The following is a 19,503-nucleotide window of genomic DNA, read 5'->3' as shown; positions in this document are numbered from 1 at the left end:
GGCCCGCGGGGTGAGCCGCGGGCCGCGCCGATGTCATTCGGCCTTGATGTTTGCCGCCTTGATCACCTTGGACCACTTTTCGATGTCCGAGGCGATCAACTGTTGGAATTCCTCGGGCGAGTTACCGACGAGAATGGCGCCGCGCGGTTCGAACTGCTCTTTCATGGCCGGGGCGCTCAGCACCTTGTGGGTCTCGTCGGCGATCTTCTTGAGGATCGCCGGATCCGTCCCGGCAGGCGCCAGGAACCCATACCAGAGATCGGAGGAGAATCCTTCGAGCCCCGGCAGTTCGGCGACCGCGGGGACATCCGGCAGCGCCGGACTGCGCGTCAGGCTGCTGACCGCCAGCGGCTTCAGCGTGCCTTCCTTGATATGCGGCATCGCCGTCAGGATCGACACGAACATGAAGTCCACATGGCCGCCGATCAGCGCCGGAATCGACGGGCCCGATCCACGATAGGGGATGTGGGTGATGTCGATCTCCGCCATGGTCTTGAGCAGTTCTCCGGCCAGGTGGGCGCCGCCGCCTGCGCCCGAGGAGCCGAAGGTCAGCTCGCCCGGACGGGATTTGGCGAGGTCGATCAACTCCTGCAGGGAATCGGCTTCTACCCCCGGATAGGCCACCAGCACGAAGGGCAGCGACGAGATCAGGCTGATGGGCGCCAGATCCCGGATCGGGTCGTATTTGACCGTGTCGAAAAGCTGCGGGTTGATGGCAATGGTCGCGTTGGTGGTCATCAGGATGGTGTTGCCATCATTCTTGGCCCGGGCGACATAATCGGTACCCAGGTTTCCATTCGCGCCGTCGCGGTTCTCGACGATGACGGGTTGCCCCCACGCCTGCGAGAACGCATCCGCCAGGGTGCGGCCCAGCGTATCGGTACCGCCGCCCGCCGAAAACGGAATGACGATCTTGACGGTGTCTGTCGGCCAGTCGGTCTCCTGCGCCATGGTCGGCGTGAGACCGGCCATGGCGATGGCTGTCGCGGCTAAGAACATTCTGGTTAGCATGAGGATCCTCCTTTTCCCGCAGAGACACTAGGGCGGGCTGACCCGGTCCGCTATGCATCAGTCCGACTAGCGCTATGTGACCCAGGAATGGCTGACTGCAGGCCTCATGCGCTGCATCGAGGAAAAATGCGGCCAGACAGGTGGGTCCATGGGAGACAGGGCTACTGCGGCGATGCAGGCGCGGACCCTCCGCGAGCCGCCGGGTCCGAAGAGGCCGCACCAGGCGGCTCCTTGGCAAGTAGGTCATCGGCGCCCGGCAGGTCCCGCAGGCCGCCCGCCTACCAATCCATCACCACCTTGGCGGCTTGGCCGTTGCGCATCGCATCGAAACCTGACTGGTAGTCATCGATGCCGATGCGGTGGGTAATCAGTCCGGAAACGTCGAGCGAACCCTGCACCAGGGCAATCATCTTGTACCAGGTCTCGAACATTTCACGCCCATAGATTCCCTTGAGCGTCAGCATCTTGAAGATGACCTTGTTCCAGTCGATCTCGAATCCGGTCGGCGCGATGCCGAGAATGGCGATCTTGCCGCCATTGTTCATGACATCGATCATGTCCCGGAAGGCCTGCGCGGAGCCCGACATCTCAAGGCCCACGTCGAAGCCTTCCGTCATGCCCTCCTGGCGCATCACATCTGTGAGTTTTTCCCTGGAGGCGTCCACGACGTGACGAATGCCCAGCTTGCGGGCCAGGTCCAGCCGCGTCGGGTTGATGTCGGTGATGACCACCTTGCGGGCACCGACCGCCTGCGCCACCAGGGCGCCCATTATGCCGATCGGCCCGGCCCCGGTCACCAGCACATCCTCGCCGATCAGATCGAAGGACAGCGCGGTGTGGACGGCATTGCCGAGGGGATCGAAGATGGCCGCCACCTCATCGGGGATGCCGTCCGGTATGGGAACGACGTTGCGCTGCGGCAGCGACAGGAACTCCGCGAACGAACCCGGACGCTGCACGCCGACGCCAAGCGTATTGCGGCACAGATGCCCCCTGCCGGCGCGGCAGTTGCGGCAGTGGCCGCACACGATATGGCCTTCGCCCGAGACCCGCTGGCCGACGTGGTATTCGCTCACGGCGCTGCCGACCTCGGCAATCTCGCCAACGAATTCGTGCCCGGTCACCAGCGGCACGGGCACGGTTCTTTGCGCCCACTGGTCCCAGTTGTAGATGTGGACGTCCGTGCCACAGATCGCGCTTTTCCTGATCTTGATCAGCACGTCGTTCGGCCCGATCTCCGGCACAGGCACCCGTTCCATCCAGATGCCGGGCTCGGCTTTGGCCTTGACCAGGGCGCGCATCATGTTCGTCATCAGGAAATCACTCCGAGTTCGCGACCCACGTCGCCAAAGGCCGCGATGGCCCGATCAATGTCGCCGGCCGCGTGGGCAGCCGACATCTGCGTGCGGATGCGGGCCTGGCCCTTGGGGACGACCGGGAACGAGAAGCCGATCACATAGATGCCGCGCTCGAGCAGCCTGTCAGCCATCTCTGAAGCCAGCCCGGCGTCGCCGATCATCACCGGGATGATGGGATGGTCGGCGCCTGCCAGGGTGAATCCCAGCTTTTCCATTCCCGCGCGGAACCGGGCCGCATTGGCGTGAAGCCGGCCCCGCAGGCCGCCGCCCTCGTCGATCAGGTCCAGCACCCTCAGCGATGCCCCCGCGATCGCGGGCATCAGCGTGTTGGAGAAGAGATAGGGCCGCGACCGCTGCCTGAGCCATTCGACCACCGCTTGGCTTGCCGCGGTGTAGCCGCCCGAGGCTCCGCCCAGCGCCTTGCCCAGCGTGCCGGTCAGGATGTCGATCCGGCCTTCCACGCCGCAATATTCCGGCGTGCCGCGACCATGCTCGCCGATGAAGCCGACGGCATGGCTGTCGTCCACCATCACCATGGCGTCATACTTGTCGGCAAGATCGCAGATGCTGCGGAGATTGGCGATCACGCCATCCATCGAGAAAACCCCGTCCGTGGCGATCAGCCGGAAGCGCGCATCCGACGCTTCCTTCAACCGCGCCTCAAGCTCAGCCATGTCGTTGTTGGCGTAGCGGTAACGGCGAGCCTTGGAGAGCCTGATGCCGTCGATGATGGAGGCATGGTTGAGCGCGTCGGAAATAACCGCGTCCTCTTCGCCCAGGAGCGTCTCGAACAGCCCGCCATTGGCGTCGAAACAGGAGGAGTAGAGAATGGTGTCCTCCATGCCGAGAAAGCGCGACAGCCGCGCTTCGAGCTGCTTGTGCTCCTCCTGGGTGCCGCAGATGAACCGCACCGACGCCATGCCGTAGCCATAGCGGTCCAGCGCCGCCTTGGCCGCGTCACGCAGATCCTCGGAATCGGCCAGGCCCAGATAATTGTTGGCGCAGAAGTTCAGTACCCGGCGCCCGCCGACCTCGATCTGCGCCGACTGGGTCGAATGAATGACGCGCTCGTGCTTGCGCAGACCATCCCGTTCGATCTGGGACAGAAGTCCGCGCAGGTGGCTCTCGAGTCTCTTGCCCATGGTCTTCTCGCTTCCGATTTGTTCATGCACGCAGGGGCGCATCATCCCACTCCCAGCACAGCGCGCAAGGGGCACAAAGGTGGCCCGGGATCGTGGTCCTTTTGGAGCGCCCCTGCGCGGCGGGTGACTGTCGCTCAGCCGGGCCCGGCCTGCAATGTTCCGGCGACGAATGCCCGCACGGCCGCCGCGTCGGCAGGAAGGACCTTGAGCCGCCTGGGAAGGTGCTCGAGGCCTTCGAACCGGGCGGGGCGCGGCGGCTCCTGCCCCACCGCCTCGCGGATGGTCGAGGCGAATTTGACCGGCAGCGCCGTTTCGAGGACGATCATCGGCACGTGGGCAACGGCGTGGGCCCGCGCCACCCTCACCGCATCCGCCGTGTGCGGGTCGATCAGCGTGCCGTGCTGGTGCCAGCACTCCCGGATGACCGCCAGCCGGTCGACATGGGTGCTGCGGCCGCTGCGAAAGCCGTAGCGTTCCGCCGCCTCGGCAAAGACGGGATCATCGCCCAGATCGAACGAACCTTCCTGCCGCAGGCGATCGGCCATCAGCAAACGGGTCCGCCCGGCATCGCGACCAAGCAGGTCGAACAGGAAACGCTCGAGATTGGAGGCCTTCGAGATGTCCATGGACGGGCTGGATGTCTCGAACGTGCCATCGCGGCCGCGGATCCGATAAAGCCCAGTGCGGAAGAATTCGTCCAGCACGTCGTTTTCATTGGTCGCCACCACCAGGCGGGAGATGGGCAGCCCCATCATGCGCGCGACATGCCCGGCACAGGCATTGCCGAAATTGCCCGAAGGCACGGTGAAATCCACCTCCGCCGCATTGTCCGGGGCAACACGGAAATAGGCCCAGAAATAATAGACGACCTGCGCCACCAGCCGGGCCCAGTTGATGGAATTCACCGCACCGATGCGATGGCGCCGCTTGAAGTCGGCGTCGCCGGAGATCGCCTTCACGATGTCCTGGCAGTCGTCGAAGACGCCCTCGACGGCGATATTGTGGATGTTGTCGTCCGTGAGGCTGAACATCTGGGCCTGCTGGAACGGGCTCATGCGCCCGTGCGGCGACATCATGAAGACACGAATGCCCTTCTTCCCGCGCATCGCATATTCCGCGGCGCTGCCGGTGTCGCCGCTGGTCGCGCCGAGAATATTGAGCTCCTCGCCCCGCCGGGCCAGTTCATATTCGAGCAGGTTGCCGAGCAACTGCATCGCCATGTCCTTGAAGGCCAAGGTGGGGCCGTTCGACAACCCGGCGATATGGAAGCCGGGCGACAGGGACCGCACCGGCACGATGGCGTCGGACCCGAACACTTCGGCCGTATAGGTCCGGGCACAGATGGCCCGGAGATCGGCAGGAGGAATGTCGTCGACATAAAGCGAGAGGATCTCGCAGGCGAGGTCGGGATAGGACAATCCGCGCCAGCGCTCGAGCGTGGCGGCGTCCACCCGTGGATAGGCCTCGGGCATGTAGAGACCTCCGTCCGGCGCCAGTCCCTCGAGCAGGATCTGGCCGAACGTCTTCGGGTCTGTGTGGCCGCGGGTGGAGATGTAGCGCATGGACGGCTCGTGTTGCCTTGTCGATCGTTCGGACTTTGTCAGCGCTTGGCGCGCCACCAAGCGATCTTGTCCTGCAGGGCGTAGCCCTTGATGAAGGCGGGCATGAACCAGGCGTTGCCGCGATAGAAGGGAACCGCTGCGGGCGGGCGGAAGTCGAACGCCGAGCGGGCCTTGTCGGCATGACCCATCAGCTTGTGGGCCGCGCGCATTCCCACCCAGGGCGCCCACACGGTGCCCGAACCACAAAAGCCGGTCGCATAGAGGACCCCGTTCTTCTCGAAGATGCGGGGCATCATGTCGCGGTGCATGGCGACATTGCCGTACCAGCTATGCGAAAGGCGAACCTTCTCCAGTTCGGGAAACAGCTCGACCAGCCCGTTGCGCAGGCGGATTGTCGGCTCGGCCGGATCGCCGACCCGCGAGCTGTCCCGCCCGCCGAGCAGCATGCGGGTGCCGTCGGGCGACGGCCGATAGTAAAAGCCCAGTTGCCGATTCTCGGTGATCATCATCCCCTTTGGCATGAGTTTCGCCATCAGTTCCGGCGCCAGTTCCTCGGTGGTGATTATGCGCGCGCGGACGGGTACCAGACGGCGGCGCAAATAGGGCGCGGCGGCATCGGTATAGCCGTCGGTGCAGACCAGGACCTGCCGCGCCTGCACCGTGCCCGCCGAGGTCGTGACGCGGAATCCGTTTCCCTCGGGCGTGATCGCGGTGACCGGCGTATGGGAGTGCACTGTCAGTCCCGAGGCGAGCGCGATCCGGAGAAGCTCGGCATGGAACTTGGAGGGGTGCAGCCCGCCGATGTCCATCCGCACCGTGCCGCCGCGATAGAAATCCGTGCCGACATAGTCCCGCTGCTCGGCGCGCGGCACTGCGTAGGACTCGATCCCCAGGCGCTTCGCAAGCGTTTCGGCGCTGCGGGCCATCTTGTCGTACTGGTCGTATCCGAGCGCGCCCTTGAACATGCCGGTCAGACGGAAGTCGCAATCGAGGCCTTCGGTCTTGAGGAAGTCATAGAGGAACTCGCGGGCGATCTTGCCCTCGGCTTCGATCGCAATCGCCTTTTCCTCGCCGAAGTGCTTGGTGATGGTGGCGTAGTCCGGCCGGACGGTGCCGCTGGTGACGCCGCCATTGCGCGAGGACCCGCCTTCGCCGGGGCTCATCGCATCGAACGCGGCAACCGAACGGCCCTCGCGCGCCAGCACCAGACCGGCCGAGAGACCGGCGTAGCCGGCGCCGACGATCGCCACGTCCAGCGTTCTGGAAACGGGTTGCGGAGGCACTGGCCTGACCGGTGCGGCCTCCCACCAGTAGGGTGTGTTCTTGTCCGCAACCTTCTTCTGTTGCATGGCGGGGAAATCCTTCTGGGTGACGGGGGGTGGCAGCGGGTCTTGCTTGCCGGCGAGATCAGACATGGTCGTCCCTCACGTCGAGCGCATCGCGCAGCCCGTCGCCGATGAAGTTGAAGCTGGTCACCGCGATCGTGATGGCGACCCCCGGGATGATCGCCAGCCAGGGCGCGCTCGCCAGATATTGCTGGGCGCCATTGAGCATGTTGCCCCAGCTCGGCAGCGGCGGCTGGATGCCATAGCCCAGAAAGCTGATATAGGCCTCCATGAGAATGGCGCGGGCGACGGTGAGGGTCGCGGCGACAATGATCGGTCCCACCGCGTTGGGCAGGATCTCGCGGAACATGATGTGGGCGCCTCTCAATCCCAGCATGCGCCCCGCCAGAACGAACTCGCGTTCCCGGAGCGAGCGCACCTCGGCTTCGACGATGCGCGCGACCTCCATCCAGCTCGTCACGGCGATGATGACCGTGATGAAGGCCGGGCTCGGCTTCAGCGCCGCGGCCAAGGCCAGCAGCAGAAAGATCGACGGGAAGGAGAGAAACCCGTCGACGGTGCGCATCAGCACCGCGTTGATCCAGCCGCCGCGATAGCCCGCGACCACTCCCACGATCGTCCCGACGAGAACCGAGAGCACCATCGCGAAGAATCCCACGAGCAGCGACGTGCGACCCGCCATCAGCAGACGCGCTGCGATGTCGCGGCCCAGGGGATCCGTGCCCAGAAAATGTTGGCCCGTCAAAGGCGGGGAGAAGCGCGCACGCAGGTCGATGTAGAGTGAATCGAAAGGCAACAGATACGGGCCGACGACACAGGCGATCGTCAGCAGGCTGATCATCACCAGCCCCGGCAGCGCCAGCCGATGGTTCAGGAAGCGGCGGACTACGCGGCTCTGCCACCAATGGCTGCGCTCCAGATGTGCGGCAAGGGCGGTCATGTCGGGGAAACCTCCAGGTTTATGTGCGCTGCGGGGTCAAGCCAGGCGGATGCGCGGATCGACCAGTGCCACGACGATGTCGGCGATCAGATTGCCGGCGATGGTGAGAATGGCCGAGAACATCAGCAGGCCCATGACCACAGGGTAATCGCTGTAGCCGAGGCTATCGAGGAACAATCGCCCCATTCCCGGCCAGGTGAAGACGGTTTCTGTGACCAGCGCTCCGGTGAGGATCGAAGGGAGCTGCACGCCGGCGAGCGTGATCATGGGCAGAAGCGCATTGCCGACGACATGCTTCATGATGACCCGCCTTTCGCTCACGCCCTTGGCGCGGGCCGTTTTCACGAATTCCTGGTTCATCGCGTCAAGCGTGGAGGAACGCATGAACCGGCTCCAGATCGCGATGTGCACGAGCGCCAGAACCACCGAAGGCATGATCAGGTGGTGCAGGTAGTTCAGAATCGAACCATCGCCGATCGTGTACATGTTGCCTGCCGGCAGCCAGCCGAGTTCCAGGGCGAAGACATAGATCCCGATCAGACCGAACCAGAAAGTCGGGATCGACAGGGCAATCATCGCCCCGACGGTGGCCACGTAGTCGAAGGCCGAATAGCGGTGTGTCGCGCCGCGGATGCCGATCCAGGTTCCGATGGCGACCGCGATGACGGTCGAGGACCCCATCAGCAGCAGCGTCGCGAAGATGTGCCGCCCGATCACGGTGAGGACCGGGTTGCCATCTCGGAACGATGTTCCCCAATCCCCCTGCAGAAGCCGCCAGGCCCAGTCGAAATACTGGACCCAGAGCGGCCTGTTCAGCCCGAGCTGTTCCTCGAGCCGCGCGATGTCCTGCTGGGTCATGCCCGGGTCGAGGCCGTATTGCGCCATCGGCCCGCCGGGAATGAGGTTGAGCACGATGAAACCGATGATCGACACGATCACCAGCAGCACGAGGCTCTGCATGAAGCGTTTCAGCAGAAAGGCGGTCATTGTCTGCTCCATTCGAGGCAAGCGGTGGCGCATCGATGCCCGCCGCCCGCGACGTTGAAGTCGCGGGCGGCAGCGTGTTCGCTCAGGCCCAGTACCAACCGGCGGCGTGCCAGGATTCGGTGCGCGTGTTTGTGTTCGCGACAAAGCCTTCGATTCCCGCCTTGCGCCCGTACACGAGTGTCCGCGCATAGAGCGGCAACAGAGGCAGATCCCGGCGGATGATCTCCTGCACCTTGAAATAGATCTCGCGCCGCTTTTCGGGGTCGAAGGTGCGGGCGCCTTCTTCGAGCAGCGCATCGATCTCCGGATTGGAGTACTGCGAATTGTTCGACCCACGCCCCCCGGTTTGCGAAGGAATCGCCTTTGAGTGGAACCTGAGGGTCACGTCCGGGTCCGAGGCGACCAGATAGGTGGTGCCGGCGATGGCGCTGTCGAACCGCGAATAGGTCCAGAAATCACCCCACAACACTGCGGGGGGCAGGTTCGAGATGGTCATCTCCACGCCGATTTCGGCGAAGGTCTGCTGCAGGAATTGCTGAAGCTGCTCGCGCAGGTGATCCCCGGCGGTCGTGGTGTTGGCGAACGCGAGCCGCACGCCGTCCTTGGCGCGGATGCCATCCGCACCGGGCACCCAGCCTGCATCGTCCAGAAGCTTGCGGGCCCGGTCCAGATTGAACTCCTGCACCGGCAGATCTGGATTGTAATAGAAGGACTGCTGCGGCATGAACGTCTCGGTCAGTCCCGCCACGCCGTAATAGATCGCGTCGATAATCATTTTTCGGTCCATTGCGGCATAGAGTGCCTCGCGAACCGCCAATTCCTTGAACTGGGGACGTTCCATGTTGAGCAGGATGAATTCGAACTGGGGAGCGGGAATGAGTTCCACTGTCCGGTCAGGCAGCGCGCTGGCTTCCGCGTATTTGTCGGGAGCAATGTAGGCGAGGCCGACCAGGTCGATGTCCCCGCTCTGGAATTGCGTATAGAGGACAGTACGGTCAGGAATGTACTTGAATACCAGTTGCTCGATGTAGGGACCGTCGCCGAAATAGTCGGGATTGGCGACCAGTTCGATATGGTCGCCGGCGATGCGCTGGCCCCATTTGAACGCACCGGTGCCGATCGGCGCCTGATTGAAGGCGGCCTCGTTGGGATCGGCCTCCTTCTCCAGGATGTGCTTGGGCACCATGAAGGTCTCGGTCAGGAACGACATGTAAGGGGCGAACGGCTCTTCCATCCGCCAGGTGATCTCGGTCGGAGAGACGACGGTGATGTCGCGCAGCAGCGCATGACCAAGCGTGCGCCAGGCACGGAAGTCCGGATTGACGATCAGCTCGAGTGTGTATTTGACGTCTTCGGCCGTGAAGGGCTCGCCATCATGCCAGCGCACGTCGTCACGCAGGCGGATGCGCCAGGCGAGACCGTCCTGCGAAATGCCGCCGTTCTCCTGGCTCGGCACCTCGACGGCGAGGTTGGGCTGGATGACGCCCTGCGGATCAATCCGGAACAGCGCGTCGAATATCGAAAAGTACACGCCCTCGTCGACCTCGTTATGGACCATCAGAGGGTTGAAGGAGGTCGGCTCCTGCGAAAGCCCGACGACGATGCGGCCGGTGGGGTTCGCCGGCGGCGTCTGCGCGAAGGCAGGCTTGCCCAGCAGGTTGGGTGCAATGAGGCCGGCGACCCCGCCTATCGCCATCATCCGCAGGGCATCGCGCCGCGAGTAGTTGGAATTGCCCTTGTCATGTTCGGTCATTTCAGTTGCTCCTTTTGAGACATCGTGTCTTGGCGTCAAATTTCATCCGCCACCGGACTGCGGCCCTTCGGGCCGTCTCCCGGAATGGCGGCCACCAGCTCGCGGGTGTAGGCGGATTGCGGATTGAGGAAGATCTGCGAGGGCGGCCCCTGCTCGACGATGACCCCCCGCTGCATCACCGCGATGTCGTCGCAGATCTGGCTGGCGACGCGCAGGTCGTGGGTGATGAAGATCATCGAAACCCCGGTCTCGCGCTGGATCCGGTCCAGGAGCTGCAGGATCTGCGCCTGGATCGAAACATCCAGCGCCGACACGGCCTCGTCGGCAATCAGCAGCTTCGGCTTGAACATCAGCGCCCGGGCGATGCCGATGCGCTGTCGCTGGCCGCCGGAAAACTCGTGCGGGTAGCGATCGAATGCCCCGGCATCGAGCCCGACATGATCGAGAAGCGCCCGCGCCTCCGCGCGCGCCTTGGCAAAGGGCATCCCGTGCGCCATCGGCCCCACGGTCAGGATCCGGCCGATCGTCGTGCGCGGGTTGAGCGAGGCGAAGGGATCCTGGAAGATCATCTGGATCCGCGGCCGCAAGGGGCGGAACTCGGCTTCGGAGAGCTTCGCGATATCGCGGCCCTCGAACAGGATTTCGCCGCCGTCGCTGTCCAGCAGCTTGATCAGGAGCCGGCCGAGCGAGGACTTGCCGGAGCCGCTTTCGCCGACGACGCCCAGCGTGCGCCCCGGCGCCAGATCGAACGACACCCCGTTCACCGCCCGCACGATCCGCTGCGAACCGAACAGCGCGCTGCCGCTGCGGTAGGTCTTCACCAGGCCTTCCACCTTGAGCATCGGCGCCTTGTCGGTTGTCTCCAGAGGCACGCGGTCCTCGCCGGTCAGGTGCGGAACGGCGGCGATCAGGCTTTTCGTGTAGGGATGGCTCGGGGATTCCAGCACCTGCCGGGCGCTGCCCTGCTCGACGACCCGGCCCTTCTCCATCACCACGACACTGTCGGCGATCTCGGCCACGACGCCGAAATCATGGGTGACGAACATCACGCTCATGCCCTTGCGGCGCTGGAGGTCGCGGATCAGGCGCAGGATCTGCGCCTGGGTGGTCACATCGAGCGCGGTCGTCGGCTCGTCAGCGATGAGGATCGAGGGCTCCAGCGCCAATGCCATGGCGATCATGACCCGCTGGCGCTGGCCGCCCGACAGCCTGAAGGGATATTGATGATACATCAGCGCCGGATCGGGCAGGCCGACTTCCGCAAGCAGTTCGATGGCGCGCGCCCGGCGTGACGACGCCGTGCCGACGCCATGGGCCAGCATCGCTTCGTCGATCTGCGCCCCGACGGTCATCAGCGGATTGAGCGCTGACAGCGGATCCTGGAAGATCATCGACACCACGCGTCCGCGCAGGCTGCGCAGCGCCTCGGCCCCCATGCCGATGATCTCGCGATCCTCGAGCAGGATCGATCCGGCGGTGACCTCGATCACCTTGGGCAGGAGCCCCATGATCGTGTTCGCCGTCACGGACTTGCCCGAGCCGGATTCTCCGATGACACAGAGGATCTGGCCGCGTTGTAGGTCAAAGGACACGCCTTCGACCGCATTGGCCCGTTCCATCCCGTCAGGCAGGCTTATCGTCAGGTCGCGCACGGAAAGCGCCACGTCGCCGTGGGCTGTGGAGCGGATGTCCGGGGATCGGCTGACGGCCGGCTGCTGATCCGTGCCCCTGTCGGCGAACCGGCCGGGGGAAAAGGGTTCCAGGGAAGTTTCGCACGAGCCCGTGGCAATGAGCTCGGCCATGGCCGAGCCGACCCCCGGTCCTAGCTGGAAACCCTGCCCGCAGAAGCCGAATGCGTGAAACAGCCCCGGCGTGGTGGACGACGCGCCCATGATCGGCAGGTCGTCGGCGACATACCCTTCGCAGCCCGACCATTGCCGGATCACCGCCGTATCGCGCAACGCCGGCAGCAGGCGCAGCAAAGCGCTCAACTGCCTGGGCAAACGGGCGGGATCGGCCTGGGCAAAGCCGGGATTCGGATCGACCGGCACCCGTTCCACAGCACCGCCGAAGACGATATTGCCGCGCTCGACCTGCCGCAGATAGGCACCGTGATCCTGCGACCAGACGCCGACGACGGGCAAAATGCGGTGCGGCAAAGGTTCGGTCACGCCCATCTGCGGACCGAAGGTTTTCAGAGGCACGGGTTCGCCGAACTGCGCCGCGATGTCGGCCCCCCAGGCGCCGGCGCAATTGAGCAGCGTCGCGGCTTGGAAACTCCCCCGGGCGGTTTCCACCGAGAAGCCGTCGCCATCCCGCGCGATCCGGGAGACCTGCGCCTCCTCGACGATCCTCGCTCCCTTTGCGGCAGCGGCTGCCGCGAAGGCAGGGCCGGCCAGCCGGGGATTTGCGGAACCGTCCTCGGGGGAAAAGGAAGCGGAGATGGCCTGTGGTCCGAGACCGGGAAAGCGGCGCCGGATCTCATCCAGCCCAAGCTCCTCGATGGTCAGGCCGAGCGGCCGCGCGGCCTCGGCGAAACGGCGCATGTCGGCCAGGCTGGCGGCATCGAAGATCAGGCGCAGATGTCCGGTGGCACGGAACTCCACATCCCGTCCCAGCAAGGCTTCGGCACGCTTCCACAGGTCCAGGGATCGCCGCGCCAGCGGCAGTTGCGAAAGATGGCGTCCACTGCGACGGATATTGCCGAAGGAGGCGACCGTGGCGCCCGCGCCGACGCGTCCGCGCTCGATGAGCGTAACCTCAATCCCGCGCTGCGCCAGGAAGAACGCCGAAGCTGTTCCCATCAGCCCACCACCTAGAACGATCACCGACATAGCAAGCCTTTCTGTCCAGTGGGTCTACTAGAGTGGCGAGGCCTGCTTGCGTCAAAGACAGAAACCGCGGTGGGTGATAAGTCTGACCTATGGAGTAATTGGAGCCTGCACGTCCGGTGGAGGTCTTCCAGTCACGCGCGCGGGCTTCGTCATCGAAGCCGCGCGGCTGCCCCATACCTCGCCTGAGCCAGATCATGCTCGACCCCAGGAAGGAGCTGGGTTTGCGCGGGTCGACCGGATGCGGGACGGCTGCTTCCCGCGCCCGAAGCACGGGAATTATCCGAAAGCTGATCTGCTGGCCGAAACGGCCGGAGGGGCTGCGTCGCCAGACCCCGGACCCGCGGTTGGGCCGGGGCGGCACGTGCGCATCGCCGCCTCAGCGCCCGCTGGCCTGTCGCTGTTGCCCCTGTCACGGTGGGCGTTGCGCCACCAGGCGTTGTCAGGGGCCGAGGATGCGAGGCGGGGCCGAGGCACCCCTTTCACAACACCATAAGTTTATCATATGCCGCATGGCGTTCCGGCCTGCAGCAGCGCCGCACTCGGCGGGGTCGTTTGGGGTCCGGTTCGACGCGGCCTGAAATTGCTGGTCTACCGGGTCGTCACGCCACCGTCTCGGTGACGCCTCCGGCCTCGCGCCAGGCGCCAAATCCGCCGCCGATATGGGCCACCGCGTCGAGCCCCATGTCCTGAGCCGTTTTCGCCCCCAGTGCCGAGCGCCAGCCGCTTGCGCAATAGAAGACGAACTTGCGATCTGCGGCGAAGACGGGCTTGTGGTAAGGGCTCTCGGGATCGATCCAGAACTCCAACATGCCGCGGGGGCAATGAAAGGCGCCCGGGATGCGGCCGTCGCGTTCGAGTTCCCGGCGGTCGCGAAGATCGACGAATTGCACCGCAGCCTCGGCGTGCAATCGCTGCGCTTCCTGGGGCGAAATGGTTTCGATTTCGGCTTCGGCGGCGGCGATCAGCGCCTTGTATCCGGTCTTCATGCGTCAGTCCTCTCGGTCAAGGGTTATTCGTGGCGCCCAGAATGGCCGAGAACGGCGTCGCGACGCCAGTTCATTCTTGGAATTGGTTGATCCCCTATCGCGATTGGACAGGCTGCGGACGGCCGTGGAAAATCCTGCCATGGAAAATCGTGCAGACGAAACAAAGACGGCAAGACGCCAAAGCGGCATCGGGTGGAGGCTTCTCATACCGCGCCCGATGACGATGCGGGCGGAACGAGAAGCCCAGGACAGGTTCGATGTCCGGCTTTCCTCCCATGCGCTCTCTCTGGCGGAGACCGTCGCCGCCGCACGCGCCCATCGCGCGCAGGCCATGATCATCGGCAGCAACCTTCCGCTCGACAAGGCGATGATCGCCGAATTGCCCGGCTGCCTCCGCGTGGTGGCGACATCGGGCATCGGGCTCGATCACATCGACCTTGCAGCGGCTTCGGAGCGCGGAATCACGGTCTGCAACGTGCCCGCAATCGGCACCGAAGACACGGCGGATCTGACGCTGATGCTGATGCTGATGGCATGCCGGCGCGCGCATGAGTATGACGTCCTGATGCGTGCCGGCTGGGGGCGACGCCTGGGCTACGCGGAGATGCTGGGCCTGCGGGTTACCGGGCGGCGGCTTGGGATCGTCGGGATGGGCGCCATCGGCCGGCTGGTCGCCGATCGCGCGCGCGGCTTCGGAATGAGTGTGGCTTACCATCAGCGCAATGCCGCGCCGGGCCGTGACGAGGTATTTTTCCCCGATCTCGACGACATGATATCGCAGATCGACACCCTGACGCTGCACGTGCCCGAGACGGAGGCGACCCGGGGCCTGATCTCAGCGGGGCGTCTTGCCCGGATGCCGCGCGGCGCGATCCTGGTCAACACCGCCCGCGGCGGATTGGTCGACGAGGCCGCGCTGATTGCGGCGCTGGAGGACGGCCATCTGGCGGCTGCGGGGCTCGACGTCTTCTGCGGCGAGCCGTCGCCCTCACCCCGGCTTCTGGCGTTGCCGAATGTGGCGCTGACGCCCCATGTCGGCTCCGCCACGCGCGAAGCGCGCGACGACATCGCCCTGCGATGCCTGGACATGGTGGAAGAGGTGCTTCAGGGCGGGGCCAGGTCCTAAAGCGCGTCGCCGCTTTCCTGGCCGGAAAACAGGTCGATGATCTGGTCATACACCCGGCGCACCACGGGATCCCCGATCCTGACCGGGCTGTAGGCAAGATAGTATTCCGACCGCACATGCGAGGGCAGATCGATCTCGCGGTAGACGACATTGGTCAAGCCCAGGGCGCGCGCGGACGCGGCCACCAGCGCGAGCCCGACATCGACGTTGACGAGCGACAGCATGGTCAGCGTTTCCCCGAAATACTGGACGATGTTGGGCCGGATTCCCTGATCCGAGAAGAGGGCATTCAACCGTTCGTAGCCGTACCAGCCTGCGCCGGGGGAATACATGATCAGATCCCGTCCGTTGAGATCGCTGAGCGACACGCTTTCGCTCCCGGCCAGGGGATGGTCGGCGTGCATGGCCAGCAGATAGCGTTCGCTGCGGATCAGGCGGAACTCGAGATCCTCGCGGCTGGGCGGAATCCGGATAATGCCCAGATCGTGACGCCCGGAGGTCAGCGCCTGGACCTGGTGGACCGTCAGCATCTCCTGCAGGACCAGTCGGGTCTGCGGGAATTCCCGGGACAGGAAAGGCACGATCCGAGGCAACAGGTCGAGCGTCGCAATGGGCACGAACCCCAGCGTCACCGCGCCTTGCAGGCCCGAGGCGACCGCGCGCGCCACCAGCGCGCTGTCCTCCGCCCGGCGCAGCAGATCCCGCGCTTCCAGCAAGAACCGCTCGCCGCCCGGAGTGAGACGGATCTGCCGTCCGGAGCGATCGAAGAGCTCCACGCCGATGGCATGTTCAAGCAGACGGATTTGCCGCGACAAGGGCGGCTGGGTCATGTTCAGCCTCGCCGCGGCCCGGTGAAAGTTCATCTCGGTCGCCACCGCGACGAAGCACTTCAACTGCTTGAGTTCGAACATCAGTGAAACCGGAACGGCCCTCCCCCTGGCATCGTCACTCCTGCCGCGCCGCCTGGCCGGACTTGCGTTCGCGGCGCATGCGGACAATCCGGCTCACTGTATAGCCGACGAGATAGCAGACCGCCAATCCCAGGAAAATCGCCGCGACCGGCCGTTCAAGGATCGGCAGGAAATCTCCGCGGGTCGACATCAGCGCGCTGCGCAGGTTCTCCTCGATCATCGGCCCCAGTATGAAGCCCAGGATCAGCGGCGCGAAGGGATAGTCGAAGCGCAGCATCGCATAGCCCAGCAGGCCGAAGGCGAACAGCGTCCAGACATCGAACATGCGATTGTTGGCGGCGAAGGCGCCCACCACGCACATGACCAGCACGATCGACAGCAGATAGTGCTTGGGCACCGACAGGATCCGGATGAACAGGCGGATGCCCCAGTATTCCAGCGCCAGCATCACCACCGCGGCGAGCACCAAGGCGGTGAAGATCGAATAAACCAGCGGGCCGTTGGTGGCAAAGAGCAGCGGGCCGGGCTGGATGCCGTGGATGAGGAATCCGCCGAGCATCAGCGCAGTCACCGAATCGCCAGGGATCCCGAGCGCCATCAACGGGACCATCGCGGCGCCGATCCCGGCATTGTTCGCGCTTTCCGAAGCGACGAGCCCCTGCGGATTGCCCTTGCCGAAGCTTTTGGGATCGTGCGAGGCGCTCCGCGCCGCCATGTAGGCCAGCAGATTGGAGGAGGCGGCGCCGATACCCGGCAACAGCCCGACTGCGACGCCGATCGCGCTCGAGCGGGCGAAGTTCGGCAGGTAACTGCGGAACTCCGGGCCGGTCAGCCCGAAAAAGCCCGTCATCGCGAACCGCGGAGCCCGGTCGACTCGGCCCTGTAGGGTTTGCTCGGCGAATTTGAGCACTTCCGACACCGCGAACATCCCCAGCAGGACCGGCAGGAGCGACAGCCCGCCATCGAGCGCCGGCAGGCCGAAGGTGAACCGCGTGTAGGCGTCGACCGGGGCCAGGCCGATCATCGCGGCCAGCAGGCCGATCAGGGTGCTGACGATTCCCTTGGCCATGTTGCCGCCCGAAAGCCCGGCCACCAGGGTGAGCGCGAAGACGGCGATGGCGAAATATTCGAAGCTGCCGAATTTCAAGGCGATGCGGGCCAGCGGGGGAGCGACCAGAAACAGGACGGCGCAGCCGACCAGCGTGCCCAGGAAACTGAAGAGGATGGCGATGCCCAGGGCCTTGCCGCCCTCGCCCCGCTGCGACATCGGATAGCCGTCAAACGCAGTGGCGATGGAGGATGGCGTGCCGGGGATGTTGAGCAGGATCGCGGTGATCAGCCCTCCGGAGATGCCGCCGATGTAAAGCCCGACCAGCAGCGACAAGGCGGTGACCGGCTCCACGCCGAATGTCAGCGGCAGGCACAGGGCAACGGCCATCGTGGCCGTCAGGCCGGGGATCGATCCGAAGACGATGCCGAGAGCCACTCCTCCGAAAATGGCCAGAAGCGGTCCAAGCGCCAGAACGTCAAGGATGCCCGAGAGGTTGGTCATGACATGTCCTTAGAAAATTCCGCGTGGCAGCGGCAATCCGAACCCGCGGACGAAGATCAGGTGAATCGCGATGGCCGCCACGACGGCGACGAGCGCAAACACCAGCCAGCGCCGCTCGCTGGGTTGGGCCAGCAGACACATTTGAGCAAAGAGGAAGACCATCGTCGCGGCAAGAAAGCCTGTCAGCGGCATGGCCGCAATGTAGAGTGCCGTCACGGCGACGGCGCCCCAGACACGGGCCCGGTTGACGGGCCCTTCCTCCGCCGGCTCCCCCGGCGCCCCGTCGACCGGAGGCTTGCGCCTCATCTCGCGGACAGCCGACAGGGCGATGATCGCGGCCATCACGACCAGCACCGCCGAAACGACTTCGGGAAAGAGCCCCGAATCCACGCCGGTCTTGAAACGCGGCACGATGGTGCGCGCGTCCAGATGGACCGCGACACCCAGCGCGCACAACAGGATGGAAGAGAGCAGATCCCTAGCAGATGATGTCACGGGCAGTCCTCCTTCGGAGAAATCGAACCGGTGCCCCGGGGACGGGGCACCGGCTTCGGATCAGAACTCGACCTTCTCCATGGTCGCCAGCACCTCGCGAAGGCGCGCCGTGGCGGCCTCGGCGTCCAGCCAGTGGGGCTTCTGATAGAAGGCCTTGTAGATTTCTCCCGCATAGCCCTCGTCTTCCTCGACGACTTTCTGGATCGCGGTGGCAAAGGTCTTGATCACCTCCGGATCAACGCCCTTGGGGAAAAGGTAGAAATATTCGAGCTGCAGCTCGATGTCGTAGCCCAGTTCCTTCAGGGTCGGGACATCCGGCAGAACGTCGGTGCGCTCCGAAGACAGCGAGGCAAGGATTTTCAGCTCCCCGTTCTGGGCATAGGGCAGCACCTGGCCGATCGGGTTCTGCGAAACGTCGACATTGCCGCCAAGGATCGCCGTGAGCCGGCCGGATGCGCCGCCGACATCGACGAAGTTGAATTCGGCTCCCGCGCCATTGAGCTGGCTGCCGATCAGATAGGTGGTGGCGCCGGTATTGGTCGTCAGGTCGATGCCGCCGGGGTCAGCCTTGGTGGCGTCCATGAGCTCTTTCATGGTGTTCCAGGGCGCTTGGCCGTTCACGCTGATCACCGCGCCGGGCTCCTGGGCGGCAATGCCGACCATGTCGAAGTCCTCGAAGCTGAAATCGGCCATTCCGGACGCCGTGCTTGCCAGAAAGGACGTGTTGAAGAACAGGACGGTTTGGCCGTCGGGCTTGGCTCCCATGACCTGACGGGCGGCGATGGTCCCGCCTGCGCCGGTGACGTTGACCACCGGCATCGCCACCCCGAGGATCGGCTCGAGGTATTTCGACAACACTCTGGCATTGAAATCGGTGTCGCCGCCGGCGCCGAAGGGCACCACGACCTGGACCGGTCCGTCCGGCCAGTCCGCGGCCATCGCCGCGCTTACATTCAGGGCAAGTGTCGCGCCCGCCACGAGACGCAGGACAGTGAGTCGATTCATGATTTTTCCTCCCGGTGATAGTCTGATTTGAGACGTGGCTGCCGCCGCGGCCGCGTTGCCGAGACTGCCTCTCCTTGCAGTCAGCGGCGGCGGCGCCAAGCCAAGATCGACCGCTTACGCGGACATTTGATCGAAACAGTCAAGCGTGCGCGCCGAGTAGACCAGCGCCGCGCCGGCATTAAGCGCGATGGCGACGCCCAGGGCCTCCGACAGCTCCTCCTTGGTCGCGCCGTACTTGATTGCCGCTTCGACATGGCTGGCGATGCAGCCGTCGCAATGGGTGGTCACGGCCACTGCCAAGGCAATCAGTTCGCGGGTCTTGCCGTCGAGGTGCTGCGCCTTGTCGCCGGAAGTCGCAAGCGCGACATAGCCCTTCATTGCTTCCGGGGCGGCCTTCGCCAGGTCGCCGACGCGGCCTTTGACTTCGCGTCGATATTCTTTCCAGTCCAGCATGGTTCTCTCCTGTTTGAGTGCGTTGATCTTGTGGTGGATTTC

The 19,503-nt window shown here is 64.8% G+C and carries 16 protein-coding genes and 1 pseudogene; 1 reads left to right on the top strand and 16 read right to left on the bottom strand.

Annotation, left to right across the window (positions count from 1 at the left end; all coding sequences use genetic code 11):
• Positions 1-33 precede the first annotated feature (33 nt).
• The 11 genes and pseudogenes from LL06_RS08780 to LL06_RS08735 form a co-directional block, all read right to left on the bottom strand.
• Positions 34-1,011: a tripartite tricarboxylate transporter substrate binding protein gene (locus LL06_RS08780; protein ID WP_035525070.1), complete on the bottom strand. Its 978-nt coding sequence runs from the start codon at positions 1,009-1,011 to the stop codon at positions 34-36.
• A gap of 278 nt (positions 1,012-1,289) precedes the next feature.
• On the bottom strand, positions 1,290-2,324 hold the full coding sequence (gene tdh / locus LL06_RS08775; RefSeq protein ID WP_035525067.1) for an L-threonine 3-dehydrogenase: 1,035 nt from the start codon (positions 2,322-2,324) through the stop codon (positions 1,290-1,292).
• On the bottom strand, positions 2,324-3,511 hold the full coding sequence (locus LL06_RS08770; RefSeq protein WP_035525119.1) for a glycine C-acetyltransferase: 1,188 nt from the start codon (positions 3,509-3,511) through the stop codon (positions 2,324-2,326). The genes tdh and LL06_RS08770 overlap by 1 nt, the downstream gene beginning before the upstream one ends.
• A gap of 134 nt (positions 3,512-3,645) precedes the next feature.
• Complete coding sequence (thrC, locus tag LL06_RS08765) at positions 3,646-5,073, bottom strand: threonine synthase (protein WP_035525064.1); 1,428 nt, start codon at positions 5,071-5,073, stop codon at positions 3,646-3,648.
• Between the two features lie 38 nt (positions 5,074-5,111).
• Positions 5,112-6,422 carry an FAD-binding oxidoreductase gene (locus LL06_RS08760; protein ID WP_035525062.1) on the bottom strand — a complete coding sequence of 437 codons (1,311 nt, stop codon included), beginning with the start codon at positions 6,420-6,422 and terminating at the stop codon, positions 5,112-5,114.
• Positions 6,423-6,480: 58 nt separating this feature from the next.
• Positions 6,481-7,359 (bottom strand): ABC transporter permease, encoded by an 879-nt coding sequence (locus LL06_RS08755; protein WP_035525060.1) that lies wholly within the window; start codon positions 7,357-7,359, stop codon positions 6,481-6,483.
• A 36-nt stretch (positions 7,360-7,395) separates the two neighbouring features.
• Positions 7,396-8,346, bottom strand: a complete 951-nt coding sequence (locus tag LL06_RS08750; protein WP_035525057.1) for an ABC transporter permease — start codon at positions 8,344-8,346, stop codon at positions 7,396-7,398.
• Positions 8,347-8,428: 82 nt separating this feature from the next.
• Positions 8,429-10,099 (bottom strand): peptide ABC transporter substrate-binding protein, encoded by a 1,671-nt coding sequence (locus LL06_RS08745; protein ID WP_035525055.1) that lies wholly within the window; start codon positions 10,097-10,099, stop codon positions 8,429-8,431.
• Positions 10,100-10,134: 35 nt separating this feature from the next.
• The gene (locus LL06_RS28210) at positions 10,135-11,787 is read right to left on the bottom strand and encodes an ABC transporter ATP-binding protein (RefSeq protein WP_035525116.1); all 1,653 of its coding nucleotides are present in this window, start codon (positions 11,785-11,787) and stop codon (positions 10,135-10,137) included.
• A gap of 114 nt (positions 11,788-11,901) precedes the next feature.
• Positions 11,902-12,933 (bottom strand): annotated as a pseudogene (locus LL06_RS28205) (FAD-binding oxidoreductase); the annotation flags it as partial.
• Between the two features lie 599 nt (positions 12,934-13,532).
• Positions 13,533-13,919, bottom strand: coding sequence for a rhodanese-like domain-containing protein (locus LL06_RS08735; protein WP_035525052.1), 387 nt, complete (start codon positions 13,917-13,919; stop codon positions 13,533-13,535).
• A gap of 76 nt (positions 13,920-13,995) precedes the next feature.
• Here LL06_RS08735 and LL06_RS08730 point away from each other — a divergent pair, with 76 nt between their 5' ends.
• The gene (locus LL06_RS08730) at positions 13,996-15,045 is read left to right on the top strand and encodes a D-glycerate dehydrogenase (RefSeq protein ID WP_161784955.1); all 1,050 of its coding nucleotides are present in this window, start codon (positions 13,996-13,998) and stop codon (positions 15,043-15,045) included.
• Here LL06_RS08730 and LL06_RS08725 read toward each other — a convergent pair.
• From LL06_RS08725 to LL06_RS08705, 5 genes are all read right to left on the bottom strand, one after another.
• A complete protein-coding gene (locus tag LL06_RS08725; protein WP_052161332.1) occupies positions 15,042-15,956 on the bottom strand; it encodes a LysR family transcriptional regulator in 915 nt (304 codons plus the stop codon). The genes LL06_RS08730 and LL06_RS08725 overlap by 4 nt on opposite strands.
• 34 nt (positions 15,957-15,990) lie before the next feature.
• Positions 15,991-17,508, bottom strand: coding sequence for a tripartite tricarboxylate transporter permease (locus tag LL06_RS08720; RefSeq protein WP_035525050.1), 1,518 nt, complete (start codon positions 17,506-17,508; stop codon positions 15,991-15,993).
• Positions 17,509-17,517: 9 nt separating this feature from the next.
• On the bottom strand, positions 17,518-18,003 hold the full coding sequence (locus LL06_RS08715; protein ID WP_161784954.1) for a tripartite tricarboxylate transporter TctB family protein: 486 nt from the start codon (positions 18,001-18,003) through the stop codon (positions 17,518-17,520).
• Between the two features lie 60 nt (positions 18,004-18,063).
• Complete coding sequence (locus tag LL06_RS08710; protein ID WP_081963818.1) at positions 18,064-19,008, bottom strand: tripartite tricarboxylate transporter substrate binding protein; 945 nt, start codon at positions 19,006-19,008, stop codon at positions 18,064-18,066.
• A gap of 114 nt (positions 19,009-19,122) precedes the next feature.
• Complete coding sequence (locus tag LL06_RS08705) at positions 19,123-19,461, bottom strand: carboxymuconolactone decarboxylase family protein (RefSeq protein ID WP_035525045.1); 339 nt, start codon at positions 19,459-19,461, stop codon at positions 19,123-19,125.
• Positions 19,462-19,503: the final 42 nt, after the last annotated feature.

It is taken from the genome of Hoeflea sp. BAL378 (assembly GCF_000759435.1).
In the GTDB taxonomy this organism is placed as follows: domain Bacteria; phylum Pseudomonadota; class Alphaproteobacteria; order Rhizobiales; family Rhizobiaceae; genus Hoeflea.
The sequence above is the reverse complement of the archived record's forward strand: the minus strand, read 5'-3'. Positions and strand labels throughout refer to the sequence as shown.